The sequence below is a fragment of the Streptomyces sp. NPDC026673 genome, from assembly GCF_040638135.1.
Classification (GTDB): Bacteria; Actinomycetota; Actinomycetes; order Streptomycetales; family Streptomycetaceae; genus Actinacidiphila.
Map to the genome: position 1 here is coordinate 22741 of NZ_JBEZXR010000096.1, position 6000 is coordinate 28740.

Here is a 6000-nt window from a genome sequence, read left to right on the forward strand (position 1 = left end):
GCGGCTCGGAGGCGGATCGCCTCCGGTTGCGGGCCCTGATGGATACGGACAGCATGTTGCGGGGGCGAACCGCCCGGGGTGCTCCCCGCGCTCTCCGGCATGCCCGATGCCGCACCGGGGGTCGTACGGCCTGCCCCGGACGCCACGCCCCAGCCAACAGCCCACGGGTCCGGGCATCCGCCCAGGGCGAGGGCGCGGCGGGGCACCGGTCGGGCAAGGCCCGGATCGCCCCAACGATCAGTGGCAGAAGGGGGTTCGGCACCCGATGCCGCCGGGCAGCCGGCGGCCCGAAGCGGTGGTGCCGTCAACGGGAAAGGAACGTCCTCATGTCCACCACCGTGGTTCAGCACGTCCTCAATCGCCTGCGGGACATCGGCGTACGCCATGTCTTCGGCGTCCCCGGCGACTACGCCTTCCCCGTCGACGACGCCATCGCCGAACACCCGGACATCCAGTGGGTCGGAAGCTGCAACGAACTCAACGCCGCCTACAGCGCCGACGGCTACGCCCGCGTCCGCGGCATCGGCGCGGTGTGCACCACGTACGGGGTCGGTGAACTCAGCGCCATCAACGGCATCGCCGGCGCCTACACCGAGCACCTTCCGGTGTTCCATCTCGTCGGCATGCCCAAGATGCCCGTCCAGGCGCACCATTCGCTCGTCCACCACACGCTGGGCAACGGCGAGTTCGACCTCTTCCAGAAGCTGTCGGGCGCGGTGGTCTGCGCGAGCGCCATCATGACGCCGCAGAACGCCGCGGCCGAGACCGAGCGCCTCATCGCGGCGGCGCTCTACCACCGCCGCCCGGTCTACATGGCCTTCCCCGCCGACCTCGCGGAGATGCCGGTGGTCGGCACGGCCCAGCCGATCCCCGCGCCGGCGAGCGACCCCGCACAGGTGGCGGCGGCCGTTCAGGCGATCGGGGACATGCTCGGCCAGGCCGACAGCGCCTGCGTCCTGCCCGGCATCCTCACCGCCCGCTCGGGCCTGGGCCCGGACCTCCAGCGGTTCCTCGACGCCACCGGGCTGCCCTTCGCGACGATGATGGCTGACAAGGGCGTCCTGGAGGAGGACCAGCCCGCATACGTCGGCATGTACGACGGCAAGCTCATGAACGAGGGCGTCCGCCGCTTCGTCGAGGGCGGAGACGCCGTCGTCCTGGTCGGGGCGATGATGCACGACTTCAACACCGGTGCCTTCACCGCCCACCTCGACCCCGGCCGCACGATCGACATCCGCCACCACCACGTCAGCGTCGACGGCATGACCTACCAGAGCGTGGAGATGAAGGACCTCCTCACCGCCCTGGCGCGGCAGCTCCCCCGCAGGCAGTGGCCGCGCCCGTCGGCCGAGGTGACCCGCATCCCCCCGGCAGGCGGCACCGGCGACGACACCATCACGGCGGAGAACCTCTACCCCCGCTGGGAGGACTTCCTCAAGGACGGCGACATCCTGATCGCGGAGACCGGAACCGTGTCCATGGGGCTGGCCTTCGCCCGGCTGCCCCACGGGGCCGGGTTCCACAACCAGTCGCTGTGGGGCTCGATCGGCTGGGCCACCCCCGCCGCGGTCGGCGCCGCCGTCGCCGCCGAGGACGACCGGCGGGTCGTCCTGGTCACGGGCGAGGGGTCCCATCAGCTGACCGCTCAGGAGATCAGCCAGTTCGGGCGGTACGGCCTGCGCCCGGTCGTGTTCGTCCTGAACAACCACGGCTATCTGATCGAGCGCCTGCTCTGCAAGCACCCGGACATCGCCTACAACGACCTGGCCAACTGGCGGTACTCCGAACTGCCCAAGGCCCTGGGCTGCGAGGACTGGTTCACCGCCCGCGTGTCCACCCTCGCCGAGCTCGACCGGGCCATGGAGACGGCGGCGAAGGCGGGCACCGGCTGCTACATCGAGGTCATGACCGACACCTACGCCGCCCCGCCCCTGGCCAACCAGCTCCACGAGAGCATCGACACGCTCTACTCCACATAGGCCGGTCCGGGCGCCGAGCCGAGCCCCGCCCCGCCCCCACCGCGCGGTGGGGGCAGGTGGCGTTCCGGGGGACCGGGCGGCCACGGCGCGCCCATGGACTTCCTCCCGCCGTGACGATGCGGGATGCTCCCCGCATGATCGAGCGCGAGGAAGCCGTCCGGCGGGTCCAGGACCATCTGGACCGGCTCTGGCCGGGGCGGATGGCGGTGGTGGATGCCGAGGAGCACGAGTTGGCGTGGGTCGTCCTCTACCAGTCGGCGGAATACGTCAGGACCGGCGACCAGGCGCACCTCCTGGGCGGCAACGGGCCCTGCCTCGTCGACCGCGTCGACGGCCGCCTGTACGCCATCGGCCCCGTGGACTACGTCACCGGGGAGTGGGAGGAGGAGTACCGCGCCCGTGTCCGCGGGCTGCCCGTGCGGACCGCGGTGGACGATCTCGACGACCGGATACGCGAGTGGGCCGCCGCCCACGGCCGTGTCCACGCCATGGTCGAGTTGCGCACCCGCGTCCCGGGGCTCGCCCCGTCGGAGGCCCTGGCCTACGTCACCGCCCTGCGGGCGGGTCGTGCCGCGCCGGAGGAACTCGTCGGCGTCGTCACGAAGGCACTGGTGCCGGAGCCTCGATGCGCCGTCCTGGCCGTGGAGGACGCGGCAAGGCGCCGGCCAGGACGGGGGTAGCCTGACCGGCGCCGGTCTGCGATGCGGGGCCGCGGTGGCGGTCGCCCCCGGCGGTGGGGCTCCGTGGGGCTTCAGCCGAACGATCGTCCCCACGGGCGAGGGGTGGAGCCCGGGGTCACTGTCCCACTCACGGCACCCGCATCCTTTGCAACCGCGGCGCGACGCGGTTTGTTCCGGCGTCCCGGTGGTCCGGAGCCTCGGCAGGTATGGCGGGGGTCCGGTGCGGGGAAGCGCGTTGCATGACGAAGACCGGTCTCCCGGACGGCATCCGGGCCTGCCTGTTCGATCTCGACGGCGTGCTGACCAAGACCGCGGTCGTGCACGCAGCCGCCTGGAAAGAGGTGTTCGACGACTTCCTGCGCCGCCGCGAAGGCGCCGGCTTCCGCCCCTTCGACAAGGTGGCCGACTACGACGAGTACGTCGACGGCCGTCCTCGCGCGGACGGCGTACGGGCCTTCCTGGCCTCGCGCGGCATCGAACTGCCCGAGGGCGCCGACGACGACCCGCCCGAGCGCGACACCGTGCACGGCGTGGGCAACCGCAAGAACGAGATCCTGCTGGAGAAGATCCGCACCGAGGGCGTCGAGGCCTATCCGGGATCGGTCCGCTTCGTGGAGGCCGTCCGGGCCGCCGGACTGCGGACCGCCGTGGTGTCGTCCAGCGCCAACTGCCGCGACGTCCTGGTTTCCGTCGGCATCGAGGACCTCTTCGAGGTGCGGATCGACGGCGTGGTCGCCGCCGAGCGCAAGCTCCCGGGGAAGCCCCACCCCGACACCTTCCTGGAGGCCGCGCGCGAGTTCGGGCTCGAGGCCGAGGCGGCGGCCGTCTTCGAGGACGCGCTGGCCGGCATGGACGCCGGCCGGTCGGGCCGCTTCGGGTACGTCGTGGGTGTCGACCGGGTGGGCCAGGCCGACGCGCTGCGCGCCCACGGCGCCGACATCGTGGTGCGGGACCTCGCCGAGTTGCTGGGGGCGGACGCGTGATCACCCACACCTCCTATGTGGTCGAGCCGTGGTCCGTGCGGGAGACCGAACTCGACCTGGACGTACTGGCCCAGAGCGAGTCGGTGTTCGCCCTGTCCAACGGCCACGTCGGCTGGCGCGGCAACCTGGACGAGGGCGAGCCGCACGGGCTGCCCGGCTCCTATCTGAACGGCGTGCACGAACGGCACCCGCTGCCCTACGCCGAGGCGGGCTACGGCTATCCGGAGGCCGGCCAGACCGTCATCAACGTCACCAACGGCAAGATCATCCGGCTGCTCGTCAACGACGAGCCCTTCGACGTGCGCTACGGGCGCCTCGTCTCGCACGAACGCGTCCTCGACCTGCGTGCCGGGCACCTGCGCCGCACCTGCGAATGGACCTCCCCGGCCGGCTGCACCGTCCGGGTGACCTCGACCCGCCTGATCTCGCTCACCCAGCGGTCCATCGCCGCGGTCGTGTACGAGGTCGAGGCCGTGGACGACGTGCGGCTGGTCGTCCAGTCCGAGCTGGTGGCCAACGAGCAGCTGCCCAGGACGTCCGGCGACCCCCGGGTCTCGGCCGTGCTGGAGTCCCCCCTGCAGCCCGAGGAGAGCCTGGCCGTGGACAACCGCCTGCGGCTGGTGCACTCCACCTCGGTGACCGGGCTGCGGGTCGCGGTGGCGGCCGACCACTCCGTGGAGGGGCCGCCCTCGACCCAGAGTTTCAGCGAGAGCGCCGACGACACCAGCCGGCTCACGGTCACCAGCTCCCTGGCGGCCGGGGAGAAGCTGCGCCTGGAGAAGATGGTCTCCTACGGCTGGTCCCAGGTCCGTTCGCTGCCCGCCGTACGCGACCAGGTGGAGGCGGCGCTGGCGGGCGCCCGCAGCACCGGCTGGCAGGGGCTGTGCGACGAGCAGCGCGCGTACCTCGACGCCTTCTGGGCGCGGGCGGACGTGGAGATCGACGGCGACGCGGAGATCCAGCAGGCCGTCCGCTTCGCCATGTTCCACGTCCTGCAGGCGGGCGCGCGCGCCGAACAGCGGGCGATCCCGTCCAAGGGGCTGACGGGCTCGGGTTACGACGGTCACTCCTTCTGGGACACGGAGACCTTCGTGCTGCCGCTGCTCACCCTGACGTCGCCGGAATCCGTCGCGGAGGCCCTGCGCTGGCGCCAGGGGACCCTACCCGCCGCGCGGGAGCGTGCCGGACAGCTCGGCCTCAAGGGGGCCGCCTTCCCGTGGCGCACCATCGACGGCTCGGAGGGCTCCGGCTACTGGCCGGCGGGGACGGCCGCGTTCCACATCAACGCGGACATCGCCGACGCCGTCGTCCGCTACGTGGCCCTCACCGATGACGAGGAGTTCGAGCGCGAGACCGGTGTGGAGCTCCTGGTGGAGACCGCCCGGCTCTGGCACTCCCTCGGCCACCACGACCCGCACGGCAACTTCCACATCGACGGGGTCACCGGACCCGACGAGTACAGCGCCATCGCGGACGACAACGTCTACACCAACCTGATGGCCCAGGCGAACCTGCGCGCCGCCGCCGACGTCGTCGAGCGCCACACGAAGGAGGGCGCGGCCCTCGGCGTCGACGAGGAGGAGACGGCCGCCTGGCGGGACGCGGCCGCGGCCATGACCGTGCCGTACGACGGCACGCTGGGCGTCCACGAGCAGTCGGCGGGCTTCACGCGGCACCAGGCGTGGGACTTCTCCTCCACGCACCCCGACCAGTACCCGCTGATGCTGCACTTCCCCTACTTCGACCTGTACCGCAGGCAGGTGGTCAAGCAGGCGGACCTGGTGCTGGCGATGGTCAAGCAGCCGCAGGCCTTCGACGACGAGCAGAAGGCCCGCAACTTCGCCTACTACGAGCCGCTGACGGTGCGGGACTCGTCCCTGTCCGCGTCGACGCAGGCGATCATGGCCGCCGAGGTGGGTCATCTGCGCCTCGCCTACGACTATCTGGGCGAGGCCGCCCTGATGGACCTGCACGACCTGGAGAACAACACCCGGGACGGCCTGCACATCGCCTCGCTCGCCGGCACCTGGGCCGCCCTGGTCGGCGGCTTCGGCGGAATGCGGTACCGGGACGGCTGCGCCGCCTTCGCGCCCCGGCTGCCGGAGAAGCTGCGCCGGCTCGCCTTCACGCTGCAGGTGCTGGGGCGGCGGTTGCGGGTGGAGATCACCGGCTCGGCGGCGACGTACACCCTGCTGGAGGGGGAGCCGCTGGAGCTGCGGCACTACGACGACGCGTTCGTGGTGGCCGTCGACCGCCCGCAGACGCGCAAGGTGCCGTCGATGCCCGCGCGCCCGGCGCCGGAAGACCGCGCTGGGAACCGGCCCCTTCGCGTCGGCCGTCGTGGCGGACCCCTCCGGG

4 protein-coding genes are annotated in these 6000 nt (G+C 72.2%); all 4 read left to right on the forward strand.

Going from position 1 to position 6000, the window contains the following annotated elements; all coding sequences use genetic code 11:
- Positions 1-326: 326 nt before the first annotated feature.
- The gene (locus AB0F62_RS37935; RefSeq protein ID WP_361810232.1) at positions 327-1979 is read left to right on the forward strand and encodes a thiamine pyrophosphate-binding protein; all 1653 of its coding nucleotides are present in this window, start codon (positions 327-329) and stop codon (positions 1977-1979) included.
- Between the two features lie 134 nt (positions 1980-2113).
- Positions 2114-2659: a YrhB domain-containing protein gene (locus tag AB0F62_RS37940; RefSeq protein ID WP_361810234.1), complete on the forward strand. Its 546-nt coding sequence runs from the start codon at positions 2114-2116 to the stop codon at positions 2657-2659.
- Between the two features lie 239 nt (positions 2660-2898).
- Positions 2899-3642: a beta-phosphoglucomutase family hydrolase gene (locus tag AB0F62_RS37945; protein WP_361810236.1), complete on the forward strand. Its 744-nt coding sequence runs from the start codon at positions 2899-2901 to the stop codon at positions 3640-3642.
- Positions 3639-6000: glycosyl hydrolase family 65 protein (locus AB0F62_RS37950; protein ID WP_361810238.1), on the forward strand; the 2362-nt coding region annotated here is incomplete at its 3' end. The genes AB0F62_RS37945 and AB0F62_RS37950, both read left to right, overlap by 4 nt.

What these genes read in the sequence shown, in the direction of transcription:
- AB0F62_RS37935 (WP_361810232.1), top strand. Translation starts at nt 327, where the DNA reads ATGTCCACCACCGTGGTTCAGCACGTCCTCAATCGCCTGCGGGACATC.
- AB0F62_RS37940 (WP_361810234.1), top strand. Translation starts at nt 2,114, where the DNA reads ATGATCGAGCGCGAGGAAGCCGTCCGGCGGGTCCAGGACCATCTGGAC.
- AB0F62_RS37945 (WP_361810236.1), top strand. Translation starts at nt 2,899, where the DNA reads ATGACGAAGACCGGTCTCCCGGACGGCATCCGGGCCTGCCTGTTCGAT.